The sequence below is a fragment of the Streptomyces sp. NPDC002619 genome (genome assembly GCF_042889305.1).
Taxonomy (GTDB): Bacteria; Actinomycetota; Actinomycetes; order Streptomycetales; family Streptomycetaceae; genus Streptomyces.
In genome coordinates this window covers 157,538-177,890 of the sequence record NZ_JBIAQV010000007.1, presented here as the reverse complement: position 1 = coordinate 177,890, position 20,353 = coordinate 157,538, and the positions used below count along the sequence as shown (strand labels likewise).

General features: G+C 72.2%; 17 protein-coding genes and 4 pseudogenes. 12 read left to right on the top strand and 9 right to left on the bottom strand.

The window, feature by feature from the left end:
- Positions 1-167 precede the first annotated feature (167 nt).
- Positions 168-1,337, top strand: a complete 1,170-nt coding sequence (locus ACFYXB_RS15155) for a lactate 2-monooxygenase (protein WP_389581891.1) — start codon at positions 168-170, stop codon at positions 1,335-1,337.
- A 23-nt stretch (positions 1,338-1,360) separates the two neighbouring features.
- Positions 1,361-1,480 (top strand): annotated as a pseudogene (locus ACFYXB_RS15150) (phosphoglycerate dehydrogenase); the annotation flags it as partial.
- Here the strand turns inward: ACFYXB_RS15150 and ACFYXB_RS15145 are convergent.
- The 4 genes from ACFYXB_RS15145 to ACFYXB_RS15130 all read right to left on the bottom strand — a co-directional run bounded on the left by ACFYXB_RS15145 (position 1,477) and on the right by ACFYXB_RS15130 (position 4,895).
- On the bottom strand, positions 1,477-3,096 hold the full coding sequence (locus tag ACFYXB_RS15145) for an RICIN domain-containing protein (RefSeq protein ID WP_389581888.1): 1,620 nt from the start codon (positions 3,094-3,096) through the stop codon (positions 1,477-1,479). The pseudogene ACFYXB_RS15150 and the gene ACFYXB_RS15145 overlap by 4 nt on opposite strands.
- Before the next feature lie 477 nt (positions 3,097-3,573).
- Positions 3,574-3,951, bottom strand: a complete 378-nt coding sequence (locus ACFYXB_RS15140; RefSeq protein WP_351348185.1) for a toxin Doc — start codon at positions 3,949-3,951, stop codon at positions 3,574-3,576.
- Between the two features lie 3 nt (positions 3,952-3,954).
- The gene (locus ACFYXB_RS15135) at positions 3,955-4,197 is read right to left on the bottom strand and encodes a hypothetical protein (RefSeq protein ID WP_351348187.1); all 243 of its coding nucleotides are present in this window, start codon (positions 4,195-4,197) and stop codon (positions 3,955-3,957) included.
- Between the two features lie 86 nt (positions 4,198-4,283).
- A complete protein-coding gene (locus ACFYXB_RS15130; RefSeq protein ID WP_389581884.1) occupies positions 4,284-4,895 on the bottom strand; it encodes a hemerythrin domain-containing protein in 612 nt (203 codons plus the stop codon).
- Positions 4,896-5,086: 191 nt separating this feature from the next.
- Here ACFYXB_RS15130 and sigJ point away from each other — a divergent pair, with 191 nt between their 5' ends.
- Both sigJ and ACFYXB_RS15120 read left to right on the top strand, forming a co-directional pair.
- Positions 5,087-6,016: an RNA polymerase sigma factor SigJ gene (gene sigJ / locus ACFYXB_RS15125; RefSeq protein ID WP_389581883.1), complete on the top strand. Its 930-nt coding sequence runs from the start codon at positions 5,087-5,089 to the stop codon at positions 6,014-6,016.
- Entirely contained in the window at positions 6,013-7,545 is a 1,533-nt protein-coding gene (locus ACFYXB_RS15120) for a cytochrome bc complex cytochrome b subunit (RefSeq protein WP_389581881.1), read from the top strand. Before sigJ ends, ACFYXB_RS15120 begins: the two co-directional genes overlap by 4 nt.
- A 26-nt stretch (positions 7,546-7,571) precedes the next feature.
- On the opposite strand, the pseudogene ACFYXB_RS15115 reads toward ACFYXB_RS15120, so the two are convergent.
- Positions 7,572-7,781 (bottom strand): annotated as a pseudogene (locus ACFYXB_RS15115) (sugar-binding domain-containing protein); the annotation flags it as partial.
- Positions 7,782-7,802: 21 nt separating this feature from the next.
- Here ACFYXB_RS15115 and ACFYXB_RS15110 point away from each other — a divergent pair.
- Positions 7,803-8,228, top strand: a pseudogene (locus ACFYXB_RS15110) (ATP-binding protein); the annotation flags it as partial.
- A 49-nt stretch (positions 8,229-8,277) separates the two neighbouring features.
- On the opposite strand, the gene ACFYXB_RS15105 reads toward ACFYXB_RS15110, so the two are convergent.
- On the bottom strand, positions 8,278-8,826 hold the full coding sequence (locus ACFYXB_RS15105; RefSeq protein ID WP_351349334.1) for an RNA polymerase sigma factor: 549 nt from the start codon (positions 8,824-8,826) through the stop codon (positions 8,278-8,280).
- A gap of 46 nt (positions 8,827-8,872) precedes the next feature.
- On the opposite strand from ACFYXB_RS15105, the gene ACFYXB_RS15100 reads away from it, so the two are divergent.
- The 5 genes from ACFYXB_RS15100 (at position 8,873) to ACFYXB_RS15080 (ending at position 14,639) form a co-directional block, all read left to right on the top strand.
- Positions 8,873-10,408: a serine/threonine-protein kinase gene (locus ACFYXB_RS15100; RefSeq protein WP_389581878.1), complete on the top strand. Its 1,536-nt coding sequence runs from the start codon at positions 8,873-8,875 to the stop codon at positions 10,406-10,408.
- Positions 10,409-10,572: 164 nt separating this feature from the next.
- The gene (locus ACFYXB_RS15095) at positions 10,573-11,271 is read left to right on the top strand and encodes a DUF4232 domain-containing protein (protein WP_389581875.1); all 699 of its coding nucleotides are present in this window, start codon (positions 10,573-10,575) and stop codon (positions 11,269-11,271) included.
- Positions 11,272-11,459: 188 nt separating this feature from the next.
- On the top strand, positions 11,460-12,719 hold the full coding sequence (locus ACFYXB_RS15090; RefSeq protein ID WP_389581873.1) for a hypothetical protein: 1,260 nt from the start codon (positions 11,460-11,462) through the stop codon (positions 12,717-12,719).
- Positions 12,720-12,813: 94 nt separating this feature from the next.
- A complete protein-coding gene (locus tag ACFYXB_RS15085) occupies positions 12,814-14,073 on the top strand; it encodes an SLC13 family permease (protein ID WP_389582111.1) in 1,260 nt (419 codons plus the stop codon).
- A gap of 74 nt (positions 14,074-14,147) precedes the next feature.
- The gene (locus ACFYXB_RS15080; RefSeq protein ID WP_351349322.1) at positions 14,148-14,639 is read left to right on the top strand and encodes a universal stress protein; all 492 of its coding nucleotides are present in this window, start codon (positions 14,148-14,150) and stop codon (positions 14,637-14,639) included.
- A 12-nt stretch (positions 14,640-14,651) separates the two neighbouring features.
- Here the strand turns inward: ACFYXB_RS15080 and ACFYXB_RS15075 are convergent, their stop codons facing one another.
- Positions 14,652-16,454 (bottom strand): ricin-type beta-trefoil lectin domain protein, encoded by a 1,803-nt coding sequence (locus ACFYXB_RS15075; protein ID WP_389581869.1) that lies wholly within the window; start codon positions 16,452-16,454, stop codon positions 14,652-14,654.
- A gap of 292 nt (positions 16,455-16,746) precedes the next feature.
- Complete coding sequence (locus tag ACFYXB_RS15070; RefSeq protein WP_389581866.1) at positions 16,747-17,661, bottom strand: helix-turn-helix domain-containing protein; 915 nt, start codon at positions 17,659-17,661, stop codon at positions 16,747-16,749.
- Positions 17,662-17,730: 69 nt separating this feature from the next.
- Between ACFYXB_RS15070 and ACFYXB_RS15065 the strand changes: the two genes are divergently transcribed.
- The gene (locus tag ACFYXB_RS15065; protein WP_389581864.1) at positions 17,731-18,573 is read left to right on the top strand and encodes a phytanoyl-CoA dioxygenase family protein; all 843 of its coding nucleotides are present in this window, start codon (positions 17,731-17,733) and stop codon (positions 18,571-18,573) included.
- Between the two features lie 106 nt (positions 18,574-18,679).
- Here the strand turns inward: ACFYXB_RS15065 and ACFYXB_RS15060 are convergent, their stop codons facing one another.
- Positions 18,680-19,648, bottom strand: a complete 969-nt coding sequence (locus ACFYXB_RS15060) for an aldo/keto reductase (protein WP_389581861.1) — start codon at positions 19,646-19,648, stop codon at positions 18,680-18,682.
- A 137-nt stretch (positions 19,649-19,785) separates the two neighbouring features.
- Between ACFYXB_RS15060 and ACFYXB_RS15055 the strand changes: the two are divergent.
- Positions 19,786-20,340, top strand: a pseudogene (locus tag ACFYXB_RS15055) (endo alpha-1,4 polygalactosaminidase); the annotation flags it as partial.
- Between the last annotated feature and the right edge of the window lie 13 nt (positions 20,341-20,353).

Genomic DNA, 20,353 nt, shown 5'->3' with positions numbered 1-20,353 from the left:
CCGCGTCACCACGCGCTCCACCGCCGGTCCCCCGCCGACTTCCCGTGCGGGCGGTCGCCGGGGTGCTCTGACGAGGTCCGCGGCGCATCCTCGGTGGACGGACCCGCACTTACCCGCGAGTATCGTCGGCGGGACGCAGGCTCGACGACGAGGGGCGGGACGTACGGATGGCGAAGCACTGGGCGGACTTCCAGTACGAGATCTATCTCAATGGGATGTCCGGGGCCGTACCGCGGCTGCCCACCGATCTCAGCCGGCTGGAGGAGCTGACCGAGCAACGCCTCGGGCCCGGTCCGGTGGGGTACGTCGCGGGCAGCGCCGGGGACGGCAGCACCGCGCGCGCCAACCGGGTCGCCCTCGATCGGCGCCGGATCGTGCCGCGCATGCTGCGTGACGTGCACGAGCGGGATCTGTCGGTCGAGGTGCTGGGCCGCGCACTGCCCGCACCGCTGGCGCTCGCGCCCGTCGGCGTGCTGTCGATCATGCACCCGGAGGCGGAGACCGCCGCCGCCCGGGCCGCCGCCGCGCAGGGTGTGCCGTTCGTCCTGTCCTCGGCGTCCAGCACACCCATGGAGCAGGTCGCGGAGGCGATGGGGGACGCCGAGCGGTGGTTCCAGCTGTACTGGGCCAAGGACCGTGAGGTGACGCGGAGTTTTCTGAACCGGGCGAAGACGTCCGGGTTCTCGGTACTGGTCGTCACGCTGGACACCCCGCTGCTGGCATGGCGGCCGCGCGATCTCGACCAGGCCTATCTGCCGTTCCTGCACGGGGTGGGCACCGCCAACTACTTCTCCGACCCGGCGTTTCAGGCGGGCCTGGCCAAGCCGGTGCACGAGGATCCGAACGCGGCGGTGCTGCACTTCGTCGGCATGTTCGCGGACCCCGGCAAGACCTGGCCGGACCTGGCGTTCCTACGGGAGAACTGGGACGGCCCGATCGTCCTCAAGGGCATCCTGCACCCGGACGACGCCCGGCTGGCCGCCGACTCTGGCATGGACGGGGTGGTGGTGTCCAACCACGGCGGCCGGCAGGTGGCCGGTTCCGTCGCGGCGGCCGATGCGCTGCCCCGGGTCGCCGAGGCGGTCGGCGACCGGCTCACCGTGCTGTTCGACAGCGGGGTCCGCACCGGCGACGACGTCTTCAAGGCCCTCGCCCTCGGCGCGCGGGCGGTCCTGCTGGGGCGGCCGTACGTGTACGGGCTCGGCCTGGACGGACAGCCCGGCGTCGAGCACGTGATCCGCTGTCTGCTCGCCGAGTTCGACCTCACCCTCGCCCTGTCCGGACACGCCACGCCCGGCTCGATCGGCGCGGCCGACCTGGTGGAGGAGTCCACATGACCGGCCCGAAGAACATCCTCGCCGTCGTCTCGCCGCACGTCGGCGGCGTCACCCGCGAGACCGTGGTCCGGATCGCCCTGGCCGCCGTCCGGAACGTCACCGGGTATCTCGCGGGGAACGCGCCGCGCGACGTCGTGGACTAACCCCCTGCCACCACGGCTCGTGCCGCTGGTTCGCCGGTGCCGGTGATCGACAGGGAACCCGGGGTGGCCGGGGGCGGGTCGGTGAGCCAGCGCTGGCCGGCGGAGCGGTCGCGGACCTTGACGACGAGGTCGGCGCCGGGGTCGCGGCCGGTGGCGGCGAGCGCGAGGGTCTCGTCCCAGCGGGGCAGCAACTCGCCGTGGACGGTGAGGTCGTAGCGCACGTCGTCGCCACGCCGCGCCGACGCGTCCGCGCAGCCGCCGAGGATGACGACCCCGGCGTCCGCGTGCGAGTCCAGGCACAGGTCCGCGTCGGCCACGCTGCGCAGCAGCCCGTCGTCCTCGTACGTCCACTGCTGCGTCCACGCGGAGGAACACACCGCGAGGACCACGCCCGCCCCGGGCTCCGGCCTGCCCTTGATGTCGAGACACAGGCCGGCCTCCGCGTTGCGCAGCCGTGTCTGCCGGTTCGTGGTGGGCTGCCCCGAGGCAGGCGGGGACTGGGAGTCGGTGCCGGGCAGCGCGCCACGGGCGCCGGACGCGCTGGCGGAGGCGACCGGGGCGCTGCCGCCCCCGTCCGGCCACACGCCGACCGCGAGGATGGTCGCGAGCAGGCCGGCACCGGCGATGCCGACGCCGGTGAGCAGCGCCCTCGACGACCGGAGCGCTCCGGGGGCACGGCGCGCCGGGAGCGGGATGCGGGCCAGGAGGCGGTGCCGCCCTCCCCCGTGCGTGTGTCCGCCGCCGTGCCGGGAGGCGCCGCGGCCGCGTGCTCCCGCCGGGCGTCTTCGGCCCGGACGCGAGTCGAGGTAGCGGCGGCCGCCCCAGCCGAGGACCGCTTCGGCCAGCAGCATGCCGAGTCCGGCCTCGACGTTGCCGAGTTGTTCGGCGGCGTGGCGGCAGTACCGGCACTCCGTCAGATGCCGCTGGACGTCGGGCAGCAGTGCCCCACCACGCCGGATCGGCACGTCGAGGAGGCGGTTGTAGTGGCGGCAGTCCTTGCTCGGCGCGAGTTCCCGGTGGGCGCGTACAAGACCCTCGCGGAATTTCTCCAGGGCCCCTTCAAGGGCGACCGACGCCGTGTCGGCGTCCATGCCGAGCAGGGCGGCCGGGACGTTTATCGACTCCGCCTCGACGCCGGTGTGCCACAGCAGACACTGGGCCATCGGCGTAAGGCCCTGGAATGAGCGCTCGGCGAGTTTGCGGTTTTCGGGGGTCATCGACTTCGCCGCGCGCATACCGCGGGCCCCGGCCGGTTTCTGGAGGTCGGGGAAAATCTCCGATATCCGGTCCTCCGCCGACCAGTTCGCGACGGCGTCCCGGACGGCGACCAGCAGCCGGGGGCGCAGCGCGTCGGCCGACTCGCCCAGCACCAGCCGGTCGAGGATCTGGTGGAAGGCAGCGGCGGTGACGAGGTGGGCCAGGGTACCCGGCGTGGCCAGGCAGATGGCCGCATAGTCCTGGGCGGACTGCCAGTGCCGCGCCATCAGCAGCGCGGCGGACCGGGAGGCCTCTGCGTCCGAGCCGGCGCGCAGCGGGGCGACGAGGGACTCGTCCGATTCTCCCGTCACGCCGACGGGCGGTGGATAGGGAGGACGAGGGGGGTGGGGGGTGTGCACGGAGCGGATTCCTTTGGGGCGTGTGGTGCGGAGCGGTGCGCTGTGGTGCGTACCTTTTCGGTGCGCGTACGGGGAAGCGGAATTCACCGGCGCCGCGTCGGCGCCGGTTCCTCAACCATTCAATGAGACCCGGCCATTACCCCCGCACGGACGTTTCAGCCTCGCACAGGTCCCACACGGCCAACAAGGCACTCGTGTCACATCGACAGCTTTGAAAGAAAGTCAGAAAGCCTGTGGGCGCCGGTACTTCGCACACGCATTCCGGGCCACCCCGCGCCCCGTGTGAAGCACGCGCACACGCCGGTACGTCACGCACGCTCCCGGCACTCACGGCCGGGGAGTCCACTGGGAGGCGGCCCTTCTCGGAGGCCCCGCGCGGGACGGCGGCTCTCCCACGCGAAACCGGCCGCCGGCCCCGTTCCTCCCGCCCTCGGCCGGCGGCCCCGAGAAGCCCGCGTCCCCTGTATCTGCCCAGGGCTATATCTGCCAGGAGCGGAGCCGGTCGGCCGCGCCGTACACGTCCGTCTTGCCGGAGATCAGGTCGCGCGCGAGGTCGACGAGCGCGCCGTAGGGCGGGTCGATGCCGACGCCGCTGACGAACATATAGGCCACGGCCGTGGCGCAGGCGAAGCGGGCGTTGGCCGAGGGCAGCGGTTTGAGCAGGGCGAGGGTGTGCAGCAGGGCGGCGGCCCGCCAGGCGGGGTCGGAGTCCACGCCGAGGCGGGGCGGGTCGACGCGGTGCCGGGCGACGGCGGCGACCAGGGCGGAGAAGTCGTTGATCGTGGGCTGCTCCGGCAGCACTTCCTCATGGCGCTGAAGCAGCCAGGGCACGTCGATGTGAAGGACCGGTGGCATCGGTCAGGCGGCCTCGCCCTTGGCGGGACGCTGTTCGTCGTCGGGGAAGGCGGCGGCGAACTCGTCGGCGTGCGCGGCGAAGAAGCGGCGGAAGGCCTCCGCGCCCTCCTGCAGGGCCCGGTGCCGGGCGATGTCGGCCGCCGCGGCCTCGCGTACGAGCGCCTTCATCGACGTACCCCGCTCCTTGGCGATCTCCCGGAGATCCTCTAGCTCACGTTCGCTGAACTCCACATTGAGAGCTGGCATGCGTTTACGGTACCGCGCGGGTACTTACCCGTAAATAAGCGCAGGTCAGGACGTACGCCAAACGGTACCCGGGCCAGGTGGCCCCGCTAGGCGCGGGCCCAGATGCCGCGGCGCCGGTAGCTTCCCTCCCAGAACAGCCGGTTGAGGACCCGGACCGGTGGGGGCAGGGTGCCGAGGAAAGTGGCCCGGTCGGCGGGCGGGGCGCCGTCGACGATCCAGGGCACGAACAGCGCGGCGCCGCGCAGGCCCTGGGTACGGCGGATGCTGCCGGTGAAGGCGGCCCAGTCCGCGTCGGTCAGCACGTCCTGCATCAACGGGAGCGCGCTGTCCTCCTCGTGCCCCAGATGATCGTCGAGGGTGCTGGTCAACGCCCGTACGAGGTCCGGGAGTTCGGGTGCCTGGTCGGTCATCGCGGTGTCGACGGCGGCGAGCAGGGGGTCGATCCGGGCGTGCTCCTCCTCCATCTCGTCGAGGAGGGCGAGGTCGCGCGGCCGGCCCACGGCCCGCTCCCTGACCCGCGGCCACAGGTCGGTGTCCTCGGTGGTGTGGTGGATGTGCAGCTGGCGCTTGAAGTTCTCCCAGCCGGCCCGGACCTGCTCGGTGCCTGCCCTGCCGTCCGTGACGGCGTTGGCGAGCCGGGCCAGGTCGCGGCGGAAGGCGTCGTGCGAGGCGTACATGCCGGTGAAGTCGATGGTCATGGTGCGGTGTCCTCCGGTCCGGGGTCCTTGAGTCCGGTGTCGTCGGACTCGCGTTCAAGAGGGCAGGACACCGGGCCGCTGTGACACGAGGCTCCCTGGCTGAGAGGTACGTCACATATCGCCGCGTGGACGTCACATTCGGGCCCCTCCGAGGCCTCGCACTAGTGAGCGCACCACGGGAGGCCCACGCAATGTCCCAGAACCTTGCCGCCGACGACCGCACAGACGAGGCGACCGACGTGTTCGTCGCGCACCGCGAGCTGCTGTTCGGCCTCGTCTACAACATGCTCGGCAGCGTCGCCGACACCGAGGACGTCCTGCAGGAGACATGGCTGTCGTGGACGTCCCGCGGCGGCGGCGACCCGCTGGACGGGATCGCCCATCCACGGGCGTACCTGGTGCGCATCGCGGTGAACCACGCGGTGCAGCGCCGCGCGGCCATCAGCCGCCGACGGGAGACGTACGTCGGCCCGTGGCTGCCCGAGCCGCTGGTGGACAGGGCCGCCACGGACAGCGAGGACCCCGCGCTGCGCAGGGAGTCCGTGTCGCTCGCGATGCTGGTCGTGCTGGAGTCGCTGACCCCGCTGGAGCGGGCGGTGTTCGTGCTGCACGAGGTGTTCGCGTACGCGCACACCGAGATCGCGGAGATCATCGACCGCACCCCGGCGGCCGTACGGCAGCTCGCGCACCGTGCGCGGGCCCATGTGCACGCACGGCGGCCGCTGTACGAGGCGCATCCCCGGGTGCGCCGGGAGGCGACCGAGCGGTTCGTGAAGGCCGCGCTCGGCGGGGACATAGGCGCGCTGATGGAGATCCTCGCGCCGGACGTGACGGTGTGGACGGACGGGGGCGGCAACCGCAGCCGGGCCGGGCTGCGTCCGGTGCACGGCCGGGACAAGGCGGTGCGCCTCATCACCTCGCACGCGGCACGGCAGGGTCAGCACAACCTCGACCTGCGTCACCGCCGGGTCAACGGCGACGACGCGGTGGTGCTGTTCGCGGGCGACGAGCCGTACGCCGTGATGGTCATGGACCTCACGCCCGAGGGCGACCGGGTGTCCGGTGTCTACATCGTGACGAACCCCGAGAAGCTCACGCATGTGCGCAAGGAGGAGGGATGAGCGGCGAGCGGAACACCCGGCAGGCGTCGCGGGGCGAGCGGGTCGCCGACTGGGCCGATGGGCGCCTCGGCATCTACTCCCTGGGCCGACAGTATCTGCGCAAGGTCTTCCCGGACCACTGGTCGTTCCTGCTCGGGGAGATCTGTCTCTACAGCTTCGTCGTGCTGATCCTGACGGGCGTGTACCTCACCCTGTTCTTCCATCCGTCGATGAACGAGGTGACGTACCACGGCAGTTACGTCCCGCTCAACGGCATCCGCATGTCGGAGGCGTACGCCTCGACCCTGCACATCAGCTTCGACGTGCGTGGCGGACTGCTGGTGCGGCAACTGCACCACTGGGCGGCGCTGGTGTTCGTCGCGGCGATGCTGACGCACATGATGCGGCACTTTTTCACCGGGTCGTTCCGCAAGCCGCGCGAGGTCAACTGGCTGTTCGGCTGGACGCTGTTGTTCCTGGGCCTGTTCGAGGGCCTCTTCGGGTACTCGCTGCCGGACGACCTGCTGTCCGGGACGGGGCTGCGGTTCGTCAACGGGGCCCTGCTGTCGGTCCCGATCGTGGGGACGTACCTCTCGATGTTCCTGCTGGGCGGCGAGTTCCCCGGCCATGACATCGTGGCCCGATTCTACTCACTGCACATCCTGCTGATTCCCGGGGTCATGACGGCCCTGGTCGTGACGCACGTCCTGCTGGTCGTCTACCACAAGCACACCCAGTTCGCGGGTCCCGGGCGGACCGAACGCAACGTCGTGGGCTCGCCGTTCATGCCGGTGTACCTGGCGAAGGCGGGCGGGTTCTTCTTCCTGGTGTTCGGTTTCCTCACGCTGATGGCCGCGGTGGCGACGATCAACCCGGTGTGGCAGTACGGCCCCTTCCGGGCGGACCAGGTCTCCACGGGCGCGCAGCCGGACTGGTACCTGGGTTTCGCGGAGGGCCTGGTACGGATCATGCCGGGCTGGGAGATCACGCTGTGGGGGCACACGCTGGTCCTGGGCGTCCTGATACCGATCGTGGTGTTCCCCCTGCTCCTCCTGTTCATCGGCGTCTACCCGTTCCTGGAGTCCTGGCTGACGGGCGACCGCCGCGAACACCACATCCTGGACCGCCCCCGCAACCGCCCCGTCCGCACGGCGATCGGAGCGGCCTGGACCAGCGCGTACCTCGTCCTGCTGGCGGGCGGCGGCAACGACATCCTGTCGACCCGCCTCCATCTGTCGATCAACGCGGTGACATGGTCGATCCGCGCCGCGGTCTTCGCGGTCCCGGCCGTGGTCTTTGTCGTGACCCGCCGCATCTGCCTGGGCCTGCAGCTCCGGGACCGCGAACTGGTCGAGCACGGCAGGGAGACGGGCGTGATCAAACGGCTCCCGAACGGCGAGTACGTCGAGATCCACCAGCCCCTCACCCAGGCCGAACTGCACACCCTGACGGCGCACGAACGGCCTGGGGAACTCGTCGAGCGGACCGGAAGCGCCAATCCTGATCAACCACGAAGGACGCCATCCAGGCCAGGGCCGCGTTCCGGTTGACGGCCGTTTCGTTCGTCGACCAGGCGGTCGAAGGCGAAACCCGCGTAGCCGTAGGGGTGGTGGCCAACCTCGGTGCCGTTGCAGTGGACGTGCGAGTCCATGTAGATGCCGCCGAACTCCACCGAGATCCGCTTGCCGGCGAAGGCGGGAGGCAGAGTGAAGGCCAGGCGGTACCAGCCGAGGCCGCCGGGGAAGAAGCCGGTGCCGCTCGTGGTGCCGTGTTCGGTAGTGGGGGTTCAGAACTGCTGAGCTGGGACGCCGACGTGGCCCTGCTGCTCGCGCGCACCCGGTGCCTGCCCGCCTCCCAGGGGGCGACCTGGGACATCCCCGCCGATCCGGCGCTGGTCGCCCCGGTCTGCAAGCAGGTCGTGGAGCAGCTGGACGTGTGGTCGCTGAGCGAGGCCGCGTTCGCGGCGGAGCTGGTGGTGAGCGAGCTGGTCACCAATGCCATCCGGTGCGGCTCGCGCCCCATCCGGCTGCGGCTGATCCACGACGCCACCACGCTGATCTGCGAGGTGTCCGACACCAGCCACACCGCCCCGCATCTGCGCCGTGCCAAGACTTGGGACGAGGGCGGCCGCGGTCTGCTGCTGGTCGCCCAGCTCACCCAGCGCTGGGGCAGCCGGCACACGGCCGAGGGCAAGACGATCTGGGCTGAGGTGAGCCTGGTCGAGGAGGACTAGAGGGTGTCATCTGGATCACTCCGGCGACGCGGGGGACACCCCCTGGCGCTCAGTTCGCGGTGAGCCAGGGCCGTACCTGTTTGCGGGCCTCGTGGAGTCGGGACTTGAGGGTGCCGAGGGGGATGCCGATGCGCTCGGCGACCTCGGCGTAGTCCAGCTGGCAGATGTCGCGGTAGACGAGCGGCGCGACCAGGTGCGGGTGCTCGCGCTCCAGCCGGTCCAGCGCCTCCAGCAGATCCACGCGGGAGCCCGCGATGACGCTGGTGGTGCGCGGGTCGACGTAGTGGGACGGTTCGATCGCCTCGGGCTGTTCGGCGGCGCGCCGCTTGAGCTCGCGGTACTTCTGGCGGGAGCAGTTGGCGACGACGGTGTAGAGCCAGGTGCTGAAGCGGCTGCGGCCCTCGAAGGAGGTGATCTTCCGGGCGATCTGCAGCAGCACGTCCTGCGCCGCCTCCTCGGCGTCCTCCCGGCACGGCAGGAAGCGACCGCAGCGCCGTAGGACCTCGGGCCGGACCTCGGTCAGCAGCTGCTCCAGGGCCGCCGGGTCGCCCGCGGCGGCGCGCCGGGCGAGGTCTTCGGTCAGCGCCGGGTCGTGCACAGGAGGTCCCCCTCGGAGTCGATCTCAGGCCAGGCATGATAGTCGCATGCAATCCCTCGAGCGGATCGGCCGCTACCGACTTGAACGGCGCCTGGGCACGGGCGCCTTCGGCACGGTGTGGCTCGCCCACGACGACCAGCTCGAGGCCCCGGTGGCAGTGAAGGTCCTCGCCGAGAACTGGTCGCACCGCCTCGACGTCCGGGACCGCTTCCTGTCCGAGGCACGGCTGCTGCGCCGGGCCGACTCGAACCGGGTGGTGCAGGTCTACGACATCGGTGAGCTGCCCGACGGCAGGCCGTACTTCGTGATGGAGTACGCCGACGCCGGCACCCTCGCCGACCTCCTCGCCGCAGGGCCTCTCCCGCTGCCCGAGGCGCTGCGGCTGACGGCGCAGGCCGCTCGGAGCGCGGCCGCGCTGCACGAGGCGGGGATCGTGCACCGCGACATCAAGCCGAGCAACGTGCTGCTGCGCACCGCACCGGACGGCACCCGGCGGGTGCTGCTGGCCGACCTCGGGCTGGCCAAGAGCCTGGCCCAGGCCTCGGGGCTCACGCTGGCCGCCGGTTCGGCCGGCTATCAGCCGCCCGAGCAGGCCGAACCCGGCGCGGGCATAGACGCGCGCGCCGACGTCTACAGCCTGGGCGCGGTGGGCTACGAGTTGGTCACCGACGCGGTGCCGGGCGCGCCGGGCCGGGTCGTACGGCCCGACCGGCTGCGTCCGGACCTGGGCGAGGACGTCGTACGGGCGCTGATGCGGGCGTTGGAGCCGGACCGTGAGCGGCGCTGGCCCAGCGCGCGGGATTTCGCGGACGAGCTGGACCGGCTGGCCGGGCAGGCGCCGCCGGCCCCGGCCGACCGCGGGCCCGACGGCGACCGGCGGGCGTCCGCGGGTCACCACCCGGGCCGTCGCATCGACAGCGGCGGACAGGTATCCGCGGGCCCGGCCGGCCACAGCATCGACGGCGGCGGGCAGCCCTCGGTGGCTCTGGCCGGACGCAGACTCGACGGCGTCCGCAAGCGGCTCGGCGTGGTCACCCTCACGGTGGCCGCGGTCCTCGCCGCCGGTGCCGCTGCCCTCATCGTCACGCTGGTGAACCGGCAGTCGCCGGCGGGCGAGGTGCGGGTCGCCGACTCCACCGGACGGATCGTCGCCGAGGTGCCCGCGAGCTGGGGCCGTCAGCTGCGTGACTCGGGCTGGAACCCGAAGGCGCTCGGTCTGCGGTCGGGGAAGGAGCCGGGGCTGGCGGTGGCGGACGACCTGGCGAAGTGGCCGGATCTGACGGCCGAGGTGAACGGGGTGTTCATCGGCCTGAGCGAGCACGGCGACGTCACGGCCGAGGTGAACGCCCTCGCCCACCAGGACTGCCACTACGACGGCAGCCGGGCCTTCACCGGCGCAGACTGGAAGGGCCGGACGCGGACCTGGAGCGACTGCACCGGCGGCGGTTCGGTCACCGAGACCGCGCTGACCTCGGCGGACGGCGACGCGCAGCCGCAGGTGTACGTCCAGGTCCGCGAGCACGGGGGCGACGACGTGGCCGCCGCGACCGACCGTGTCCTGCGCTCGCTGCGGATCACCTGACGGGACGGGAGGGAAGTCGCTGTCCCCTCGCTGTGCCGGGGAAAAAAGTCCACTGGGGCTGCGAACCTTTCCCGTGGCCCGCGCATCGGAGTGTCATGAAGGCGCACGAGGCGCCGCAGGCACGCCCCGCCGCGTGCCGTGAACATCCAGGAGTGTTGAGAGACATGGCCTACACGTCCCAGTCCCTGCAACGGGCGGCCCTGTTCGTGAGCTCGGTCGCCGTACTGGGCCTCCTGACCGCGTGCGGCAACGGATCCGGCGTCCAGGTCAGTCCCTCGAAGGTCTCGGGGACGGCCGCGCCCGCGACCGACGGCGCGACGGGTGGCGGCGAGACGAAGTCGCCGAGTGCCGCCGCGCCGGGCGACTCGTCGCCCTCGTCCCCGGCGTCCAGTGGCAAGGCGAGCGAGTCGAGCGGCGGTGGCACCAAGACGGCAACGACCACCGGCGCCCGCTGCCACACCTCCGAGCTGAGCGCCTCGGTGGGCCGCAACAACCCGGGCGCGGGCCAGGAGAACTTCCCCCTCGTGCTCACCAACAAGTCCGGCCGCACCTGCACCGTGCACGGCTATCCCGGCGCCGCGTTCGTGAACGCGTCGGGTGACCAGCTCGGCCCGGACCCGAAGCGCTCCTCCGGCTCGCCCACGACGGTCACCCTGAAGCCGGGCCAGAGCGCCTGGGCGGGCCTGACCTTCTCCAACCCGGAGATCAGCGGCGCGAAGACGGCGACGCCCGCCGCGCTGCTCCTCACCCCGCCCGACGAGCGGGACTCCCTGAAGGTGACGTGGACGGCCGGCACGGTGCCGGTGTCCGGCAACTCCTCCTCCGCCTTCCTCACGGTCTTCAGCCCCGGCACCGGCGCCTGACCCACAGCCTTCCGGCCCCGCTGTCCGCTCCCGGGCAGCGGGGTTCGTCATGCCACGGCCACAACTGTCACAGCACGGCAACACGTCCCGGCCGCCGCGATCTTTCCGCCGAAGCCGCCCATCGAACCCCTCGACCGCACAGCGAGAAGGCTCCGTCCGGAGCCATGACGAGGGGATCGGGGACGCACATGAACGGCATCTCACGCAGGCGGCTGCTGACCGCGGGGGCGACGGCGGGCGCACTGGGCGCCCTCTCCGCCTGCTCGGCGGGCGGCTGGTCCGTCGGCGGCGACAGCTCCGCGGCCAGTGGCGACAGCTCCGCGGACAGTACGGCCACGGAGCAGGCCCGGCCCGTACGGCTGATCGGGGACGGCTCCACCGCCGACACCGGCCCGCAGCCGAAGCAGCCGACGCCGACGCGGCTGGCGGAGGGAGCCCGGCCGCCGCAGTTCGTGGTGTTCTCCTGGGACGGCGCGGGCGAGCTCAGCAACAAGCTGTTCTCGCGCTTCCGCAAGGTGGCCGCCGACCACGGCGCCGCGATGACCTTCTTCCTCAGCGGCATCTACACGCTGCCCGAGTCGAAGAAGAACCTCTACCGTCCGCCGCGGCACGCGGTCGGCGCGTCCGCGATCGGCTACCTCGCCGACCGGCACATCCACGCCACGCTTCAGCAGGTGCGCGCCGCCTGGTTGGAGGGCCACGAGATCGGCACGCACTTCAACGGGCACTTCTGCGGCGCGGACGGGGTGCGCAACTGGTCGTCCGCCGAGTGGCGCAGCGAGATCGACCAGGCCGTCCGCTTCGTCACCGAGTGGAAGACGAACACCGGCTTCACCGACCTCGCACCGCTCCCCTTCGACTACCGCAAGGAACTGATCGGCGGCCGCACCCCGTGCCTGGAGGGCCAGTCGGCGCTGCTTCCCACGGCCGCCGCACTCGGCTGGACGTACGACGCGAGCTCGCCCGGCGGCCTCCAGATCTGGCCGGGGAGGGTACAGGGCGGCCGGATCTGGGACTTCCCGCTGCAGTCCATACCGTTCTCCGGCCACTCCTTCCAAGTGCTGTCGATGGACTACAACATGATGTTCAACCAGTCCGGCGGCAATCCCCTGGGCGACCGCTCCCAGTACGACACCTGGCGCGCCCAGGCCCGCGACACCTATCTGGCCGGCTTCCGGCGCGCCTACGAGAGCAACCGCGCCCCCTTCTTCATCGGCAACCACTTCGAGCGCTGGAACGGCGGCATCTACATGGACGCCGTCGAGGAAGCCATCGGCCGCATGGCCGAGTACGACGACGTGCGCTTCGTGTCCTTCAAGCAGCTCGTGGCATGGCTGGAGGCACAGGACCCGGCGATGCTGCGCAAACTGCGCACGCTGGCACCGGGTCAGACCCCGGCGGGCGGCTGGGCGGAGTTCCTGGGCGCGGCGGGGACGCGGTCGTCGTAGCCCGCGCGGGCGTCTGTTTTCATGGGCGGGCACCGTCCGAATCCCTTCACGGACGGGCACCGTCCGATCCCGTTCCGTCCCGGAGGCAGGAGCCCTGAACACAGCGCTCGCCGAGGCCGTGTCCGTCGTGCTGCTCGGCGCCGTGCTCGCCTGGGCCGTGGTCCGGCCCTTCGGTCTGCCCGAGGCGGTGATGGCGGTTCCGGCAGCGGGGATCGCCATCGGTACCGGGGCGATCACGCTCGACCACGCCCGCGCGGAGGCCGAACGGCTCGGTCCCGTCGTCGGGTTCCTGGCGGCCGTCCTTGTGCTCGCCCACTTCTGCGACGTCGAGGGGCTCTTCCGGACCTGCGGGGCGTGGATGGCCCGCTGGGCGGCCGGGCGCCCGGTGCCGCTGCTGACCGCGGTGTTCGCGCTCGCTTCGGCGATCACGGCCGTCCTCAGCCTGGACGCCACGGTCGTGCTGCTGACGCCGGTCGTGTTCGCCACGGCGGCCCGCACCGGCGTACGGCCCAAACCGCACGTGTACGCCTGTACCCACCTCTCCAACACGGCGTCGCTGCTGCTGCCGGTGTCCAACCTGACCAACCTGCTGGCGTTCGCGGCGAGCGGGCTCGGCTTCACCCGGTTCGCGGCGCTGATGGCGCTGCCGTGGCTGGCCGCGATCGGTGCCGAGTACGTGGTGTTCCGGTGTTTCTTCGCCCGCGATCTGTCGGCGGCGGCCCCGGTGTCGCGGGACGCGGGCGAGGCCCCGGGGCTGCCGCTGTTCGCGCTGGTGACCGTGGGCTGCACGCTGGCGGGGTTCGTGGTCGCGTCGGCCGCCGGTGTCGAGCCGGTGTGGGCGGCGCTGGCGGGGGCGCTGGTGCTCGCCGGGCGGGCGCTGCTGCGGCGGCGGGCCACACCGTCGTCGGTGGTGCGTGCGGCGGCACCGGCGTTCCTGGCGTTCGTGCTGGCGCTCGGCATCGTGGTCCGCGCGGTCGTCGACAACGGGCTCGCGGACGCGCTCGGGCATGTTCTGCCCGGGGGTTCGGGGCTGCCCGCGCTGCTCGGCATCGCCGCGCTCGCCGCCGTACTGGCCAATCTGATCAACAATCTGCCCGCGGTGCTGGTCCTGCTGCCGCTGACCGCCCCGGCCGGGCCCGGCGCGGTGCTGGCCGTGCTGCTCGGGGTGAACATCGGCCCGAACCTGACGTACGCCGGTTCGCTCGCGACCCTGCTCTGGCGGCGGATCGTGCATCAGCACGAACACGGGGTGGATCTCAGGGAGTTCACGAAACTGGGGCTCGTCGCCGTGCCGTCCGCGCTGGGCGTCGCGGTGGTGGCACTGTGGGGGGCGTTGCGGGTCGTCGGCGTCTGACGAGGAGCGTCCGATCACGCGCGGCGGTTTCGTCCCGGAGACCGGGAGTTCCGAGAAGGCGGGAGGGCGTCGGGATGCGTGTGGTCGTCTGGGTCACCGAGGGGACCTGGCCCGCCTGTGTGGACGCCGTGCGCGCCCAGGTCCCGGCGGCGGCCGACGTGGTGCTGTTGCACGTGGCCGAGCCGGGTGTGCCGGGCCTCGCGCACGGGGCGTTCGCCGGGCTGCTCGGCCGCGGCGGCAGCGAGCACGATCCCGGTGACCGGATGGACGAGCTGGACGGCAGGTCGGCGGCCGCGCTCCTGGAGGCCGCGGCGGCGCGGCTGGGGCGGCCGTGCTCCCGGCTGGAGCGGACCGGGCGGGTCGAACGCGAGGTGGTGGCCGCGGCCGAGGGCGCCGGCCTGCTGGTGCTGGCCCGCGACGGCGATCGCACCCGGCTGGGCCCGCGCAGCCTGGGCCACGCCGTGCGGTTCGCCGTCGATCACGCGCCCTGCCCGGTACTGCTGGTGTGGCCGGAGGCGGCGCCGGACCTCACCACGATCCCTCCGCCGCCACCGCGCCACCGCTGAACGCGCCACGCCTCAGTGACCGTGTCGGCCGCCCCCTGTGCCGCCGTAGCCCCAGCCGCCGTTCCTCCCGTCCCCGTAGCAGTAGTCGGGGTAGGCGTCGCAGGGGTCGGAGGGCCAGGTGTCCGACGGGGTCGGCGTGGTCACCGAGGGAGTCGGTGACGGTGTCGGGGTCGTCTTCGGGGTGGGGCTGGCGGAGGGGCGGGGCGCGGGCGGGGTGTCGGTGTCCCAGTTGACCACCTCCATCTGGAGGTCGGGCTTGGAGGTGTCGACGACCCAGCGCTGGGTGGCCGTGTCGGCGCGGTTCTTGAGGACGAGGGCGCCCGCGCCGTCGGTGGCGGCGGGGGTGAGGGCCAGATCCTGGTTCCAGCGCGGTACGAGGGCGCCCTGGAGGGTGAAGTCGTAGCGCACGTTCTTGCCGCTCTTCGCGGACGCGCTGGTGCACGGGGCCAGTTGGACCGAGTAGCCGAGGTGCGAGTCCAGGCACAGGTCGGGGGCGGCGGTGCTGCGCAGGCGTCCGTCGGTTTCGTACGTCCACTGCTGGCTCGCGCCGGTGGAGCACTTGGCGAGTGCGCTCTCCGCGCCCTTCACCGCCTTGCCCCCGACCACGTCGACGCACAGCCCGGAGCCGAGGTTGTGCAGCCGTCCGCGCAGGACCCCCTGGGAGGGCCCGTCGGCGCCGGCCCAGGACGGGCCGGACTTCGAGGAGCCGGAGCCCGGCGTGGCTGCAGGCCTTCCGTCGGGGGCGGGGCCACCACCGTCGCCGGAGCCGAGGACGGCCCACAGCACCAGCGGCAGCACGACCAGGCCGCTCACGGTCGCCACGGCCAGCGCCAGGTTGCGGCGGCGGACCCGGCGGGCGGCCCGGTGCGCGGAGCGACGCCCGCCGGTACGCGGGCGGGGCAGCGTCGGCGCCGCGAAGGCCTCCCCGCCGGCCGGAGCCATGGGTGCGGTCCGGATGGGCTCCGGCCCGGCGGGCTCCTCGGCCGCCCCCGCCCGGGACTCCGTGTAGGCCTGGGCGCCCCAGCCGAGGACCGCCTCGGCCAGAGCGAGTCCGAGACCGGCGTTGAAGCGGTTCAGCTGGTCGGCGGTGTTGCGGCAGTGCGTGCAGCGGTTCAGGTGCTGCTGGAGATCCGGGTCGACGTGGGCCCCGCCGCGCCGGAAGGTGACGTCGAGCATGCGGATGTAGCGCAGGCACTCGTCCTCGGCGGCCAGTTCGCGGTGGACCTGGAGGCACTCCTCGCGCAACCGGGCGCGGGCGCGGTGCAGTTCGACACGGACGCCGTCCGCGTCGAGGCCCAGCAGGGCGGCCGGTACGGCGAGGGGTTCGGCCTCGACCTCGGTGTGCCACAGCACGGCGCGGGAGGACTGGGTCAGCCGCTGGAACGCCCGGGACAGCAGGCGCCGGTCCGCCGGCGGCAGCAGCCGGGCACCGGCGCGGTCCCCGGGTCTCGTGCCGAAGCGCAGTTGCGGGTGGAGCAGTTCCTGGCGTCCGTCGTTGTCCCATTCCGCCGCGATGCGCCGGACGGTGACGAGCAGATGGGGGCGCCACGCGGAGGTCGGGCCCGCCTGTCGGAGCGATTCGCCGAAGAGCCGCGTGAATGCGGCCGTGGTGAGCATTCCGGCGGCGCGCGGTCCGTCGGTGCACAGCCGGGCATAGGCGAAGGCCGCTTCCCAGTGCCGGTCGAGGAGTTCACCCACGGGGTGCAGCGCGGGTGTCGCCCCGGTCCACTTCTTCAGTTCAGCACTCAGCTGCTCGTCCGTGATGTCGAACGGTCGAGCGGAGCCCGGGGAATTCGACAGGCCTGCGTCATTCACGGCTGCATTCCTCCCAGACGCAACGCGGAAATCAGTCCGTACCAGAGGTATGCGACAACTCGAACGTCCGCCTACGGCAGCTCTTTTGAAGCGTGGGGGGCGTACGGGGAGCGGCCACGCGCCTGCAGAAGTCGGGGAGTAATTGTCTGCACGCGAACAGTGCTCACCTTTGCACAGGCCAGCACGCCACAACAAGGGATCCCGAAACTTTTCGTAATACTCGGTCAGCCGCTCGAATTGACGAAATGTCAAGAGCGGGCTTTTGTCGGTTGTCGCCGTATCGACATCCCCATTACGGCCCGTTCCTGACCCGGGACCGGTATGCGCCCGGCGGAACGCCCCAGCGCTCGCGGAACACCCGGTTGAAGTGGAACGGACTGGGAAATCCCGACGCCGCGGCCACCCGCTCGACGGTAAGGTCGGTGTTTTCGAGAAGGCGGGCGGCATGACGCAGCCGGGCCTCGCGCACGGCACGCATCGGCGAGCGGCCGGTCTGCCGGGCGAAGAGGTGTGCGAAACGGGAGGGCGACAGGGCGACGGCCGCGGCGAGCGAACCGACGGTGTGCGGGGCGCCCGGGTCGGCGGCGATCAGTTCCTCCGCTCGGCGCACGCGCGCGTCGACGCCCGGCAGCGGGGCCGGCTCGTGCGCCGCGGCGGCGGTGAGCAGCACGATCTCCTCCAGCGCGCACAGGGCCAGCTCCCGCGCTGCGCTGCCGTGGGCGACGGCCACCGGGTCGCCGTCCGCGAGTCCGGCCGGTGGCGGTGCTCCGGTACCGATCCAGCGGGCGTCAGCGAGCATGCGCCGGAACACCGTGCCGATCCGGTCGTGCAGGGCGCCGGGAACGGGGGTGACGGCGTACAGCCCGTCGGCGACTGCGTACGGCCGCAGCCAGGCCGCCCAGGCCGGACGCGCCTGGCAGTGCGCCCACCAGAAGCCCCAGTGCCGGGCACCCGGCGCGACCGCGTAGCGGTGGCGGACACCGGGCGCGAGCACGACCAGGTCGCCCTCACCGGCGTACGCCTCGGCCGTGCCCTGACGGACCAGGCCGCGTCCGCTCGTGGTCCAGGTGAGCAGCCAGCTGTCGGCACCTGCGGGCCGGTCGACGCTGTAGCCCGGGTCGCGGTCGTAGCGGCCGACCACCACGAGGCCCGGCGGCGGTGAGGGATCGCCGGGTGCGGCAGTCTCGGGCAATTCCGCAGGGGTCATGGGCATCCTCCGGTCGCGGGCGTCGGCCTAGCGTGAAAGGGCGAGGACACCGGACCGAGGAGTGGACGGATGACAGCCACGGACAGCGGCGCCGCCGGCGCCCCCATCCTGCCCGAGCCGCTGCGACGGCGGGCCGGGGAGTTCGAGGAGCAGGGCTTCACGGTCGTACGCGGACTGTTCGGCCGGGACGAGACCGACCGTCTGTGTGCCGAGTTCGCGGCGCTGCGCTCGGCCGGTCCGGTGCCCGGGCACTTTGAGCCCCGGGTATCCGCGGTAGACAGCCCGGCCGATCCGCTGCAGACGCATCCGCGGGTGATGCACCCGCACGAGATCAACGCGCTCGCCCGGGACGTCCTCCTGGACGGGCGGCTGCGGTCGATCCTGGAGGTGTTGCTCGGTGAGGAGGTCCTGGCCGCGCAGAGCATGTTCTACTTCAAGCCGCCGGGGGCCCGCGGCCAGGCGCTGCACCAGGACAACTTCTATCTGCGGGTGGAGCCGGGCACCTGTGTGGCCGCGTGGCTGGCCTGTGATGTGATCGACCGGGACAACGGCGGTCTCGAGGTCGTCCCCGGCACGCACCGGATGGATCTGTTCTGCCCGGAGGAGGCGGACGAACGGCTGTCGTTCGCCCGGGAGTTCGTGCCGCCGCCGCCCGGCCTGAGCGCCGTACCCGTGGACATGGAGCCGGGCGACGTCCTGTTCTTCAACGGCAGCCTGGTGCACGGCTCGCAGCCCAATCGCACCACGGACCGCTTCCGCCGTTCCTTCATCGCGCACTACGTGGGCCGCTCGGCCGAGCGCGTCGGCCGTCACTACCGGACGCTGTCCATGTCCGGCGCCCGGGTCCCGCTCCCGGAGAGCGAGGGCGCGGGTCCGTGCGGCACGGAGTTCGCTCCGCACGGACCGCACTGATTGCTCTGCGGGTCGGGCCGTGAATCGGGTGCGGGTCCGTTGTGGCTGATCGCGCCCACACGGCGGAGCCGCACGTCGATACTGCCCCGCGCCCCTTCGGCGCGCTTCAGTGACCGCTGATCGCTCGCGGCGTGTAGGCCTGCTCCAACTCCTCGATCTCCTTGTCGCTGAGGTCGAGTTCGACGGCGGCCACCGCGTCCTCGAGGTGCTGCGACTTGGCGGCGCCGACGATCGGCGCGGTCACCGTGTCCTGGTGCAGCAGCCAGGCCAGCGCGACCTGGGCGCGCGGCACGCCACGCTCGCCGGCGATCCGGGAGACGGCCTCGACGATGGAGCGGTCGCCCTCCATGTACAGGCGGCTGCCGAAGTCGTCGTTGGCGCTGCGCCCGGTGACGGTGCCCCAGTCGCGGGTGAGGCGGCCGCGGGCGAGCGGGCTCCAGGGCAGCACACCCACGCCCTGGTCCGCGCACAGCGGCAGCATCTCCCGCTCCTCCTCGCGGTAGAGGAGGTTGTAGTGGTTCTGCATGGACACGAACCTGGTCCAGCCGTGCCGTTCGGCCGTGTACTGGGCCTTGGAGAACTCCCAGGCGTACATCGAACTCGCCCCGATATAGCGCGTCTTGCCGGCCTTGACCAGGTCGTGCAGCGCCTCCATCGTCTCCTCGATCGGAGTCTCGTGGTCGTAGCGGTGGATCTGGTAGAGGTCGACGTAGTCGGTGCCCAGACGGCTGAGGCTGTGGTCGATCTCGGACATGATCGCCTTGCGGGACAGCCCGCCGCCGTTCGGCCCCGGCCGCATCCTGCCGTGCACCTTGGTGGCGAGGACGTACTCGTCGCGCCGGGCGAAGTCGCGCAGCGCCCTGCCCACGATCTCCTCGCTGGTGCCGTCGGAGTAGACGTTGGCCGTGTCGAAGAAGTTGATGCCCGCCTCCAGCGCCTGCCGGATCAGCGGGCGGGACGCCTCCTCGCCGAGGGTCCACTCATGGACACCGCGGTCCGGTTCGCCGTAGGTCATGCAGCCCAGACAGACCCGCGACACGTCCAGGCCCGTCGAACCGAGCTTCACGTACTGCATCGTTGCCGCTCCTTCGCGTCGGTTACCACTGGGAGCGTACGTCGCACGGGCCCCGGTTGACGGGGCTGCGCGGGGACGCTTTGATCTTGGGCGTGCCACGAGGACTCACACCGGCCTTCGCTGCCACCGCTGTGGCCATGGTCCTCGCGCTCACCGGATGCGGTTCCTCCGGCGGTCCGCAGGAGAACGCGCCGAAGCCCGCCCGGACCGCGACCGAGGTGCGCCTGCCGCCCCGCCACGCCGGTTTCGACTACCAGATCGGCGGCGCCTACCCGCCGCCCTCCGGCGTGCGGATCGTCAGCCGGGACCGTACGGCTTCCCCGGCCCCCGGGCTCTACAACGTCTGCTACGTCAACGCCTTCCAGGCCCAGCCGGACGAGGACGCCTCCTGGCCCGCCGACCTGCTGCTGCGCGACGCGCACGGGAACGTCGTCGTGGACGAGGACTGGAACGAGGCGCTGCTCGACATCGGCACCCCGGCCAAGCGCGAGCGCGTCGCGGAGCGCGTGAACCGCTGGATCGACGGCTGCGCGGACAAGGGCTTCGACGCCATCGAGCCGGACAACTACGACAGCTACACGCGCTCACGGCATCTGCTGACCGCCGCCGACGCGACGGCGTTCATCACGCTCCTGTCCCGGCACGCGCACGCCCGGCACCTGGCGGGGCAGGCCCGGGCGGCGGCGGAGGTGCTGCTGGCAGCGG

Excerpts from the sequence above, each read along its gene's own strand:
- ACFYXB_RS15080 (WP_351349322.1), top strand. The coding sequence starts at position 14,148 with ATGCGTGTGGTCGTCTGGGTCACCGAGGGGACCTGGCCCGCCTGTGTG.
- ACFYXB_RS15100 (WP_389581878.1), top strand. The coding sequence starts at position 8,873 with ATGCAATCCCTCGAGCGGATCGGCCGCTACCGACTTGAACGGCGCCTG.
- ACFYXB_RS15155 (WP_389581891.1), top strand. The coding sequence starts at position 168 with ATGGCGAAGCACTGGGCGGACTTCCAGTACGAGATCTATCTCAATGGG.
- sigJ (WP_389581883.1), top strand. The coding sequence starts at position 5,087 with ATGTCCCAGAACCTTGCCGCCGACGACCGCACAGACGAGGCGACCGAC.
- ACFYXB_RS15090 (WP_389581873.1), top strand. The coding sequence starts at position 11,460 with ATGAACGGCATCTCACGCAGGCGGCTGCTGACCGCGGGGGCGACGGCG.
- ACFYXB_RS15135 (WP_351348187.1), bottom strand. The coding sequence starts at position 4,197 with ATGCCAGCTCTCAATGTGGAGTTCAGCGAACGTGAGCTAGAGGATCTC.
- ACFYXB_RS15065 (WP_389581864.1), top strand. The coding sequence starts at position 17,731 with ATGACAGCCACGGACAGCGGCGCCGCCGGCGCCCCCATCCTGCCCGAG.
- ACFYXB_RS15060 (WP_389581861.1), bottom strand. The coding sequence starts at position 19,648 with ATGCAGTACGTGAAGCTCGGTTCGACGGGCCTGGACGTGTCGCGGGTC.
- ACFYXB_RS15130 (WP_389581884.1), bottom strand. The coding sequence starts at position 4,895 with ATGACCATCGACTTCACCGGCATGTACGCCTCGCACGACGCCTTCCGC.
- ACFYXB_RS15120 (WP_389581881.1), top strand. The coding sequence starts at position 6,013 with ATGAGCGGCGAGCGGAACACCCGGCAGGCGTCGCGGGGCGAGCGGGTC.
- ACFYXB_RS15095 (WP_389581875.1), top strand. The coding sequence starts at position 10,573 with ATGGCCTACACGTCCCAGTCCCTGCAACGGGCGGCCCTGTTCGTGAGC.
- ACFYXB_RS15070 (WP_389581866.1), bottom strand. The coding sequence starts at position 17,661 with ATGACCCCTGCGGAATTGCCCGAGACTGCCGCACCCGGCGATCCCTCA.
- ACFYXB_RS15140 (WP_351348185.1), bottom strand. The coding sequence starts at position 3,951 with ATGCCACCGGTCCTTCACATCGACGTGCCCTGGCTGCTTCAGCGCCAT.